Origin of the sequence: Streptomyces coffeae, from assembly GCF_016741875.1 — a bacterium.
In the GTDB taxonomy this organism is placed as follows: domain Bacteria; phylum Actinomycetota; class Actinomycetes; order Streptomycetales; family Streptomycetaceae; genus Streptomyces; species Streptomyces coffeae.
In genome coordinates this window covers 1-427 of record NZ_JAERRF010000206.1, presented here as the reverse complement: position 1 = coordinate 427, position 427 = coordinate 1, and the positions used below count along the sequence as shown (strand labels likewise).

Sequence of the window (427 nt, the reverse complement as noted above, 5' to 3'; positions counted from 1 at the left end):
CGCCAGCAGCGAGTCCCACGCCGGACCGATCACACTCCCCGACTCCACCCCCGCGTCCAGCCGCACCCCCGGCCCCATCGGCGGGACGAAGGTGGTCACCGCCCCCGGCGCGGGCAGGAAGTTGCGGCCCGGGTCCTCGCCGTTGATACGGAACTCGAAGGAATGGCCCCGGTGCGGGGGATCGTCGTAGCCGATGGCTTCGCCGTCGGCGATACGGAACATCTCGCGGACCAGGTCGATACCGGTGACTTCCTCGGTGACCGGATGCTCGACCTGGAGGCGGGTGTTGACCTCCAGGAAGGAGACGGTGCCGTCGCTGCCGACCAGGAACTCCACCGTTCCGGCGCCGACGTATCCGGCTTCCTTCAGGATGGCCTTGGAGGCGCGGTAGAGCTCGGCGTTCTGCTCCGGGCTCAAAAACGGTGCC

The 427-nt window shown here is 68.9% G+C and carries 1 protein-coding gene; it reads right to left on the bottom strand.

Translation table 11 applies throughout. The features are described from left to right. Nucleotides 1–427, bottom strand: a 427-nt coding sequence (locus JK363_RS41695) for an ATP-binding protein (protein WP_443726321.1), incomplete at both ends; no start/stop codon positions are given.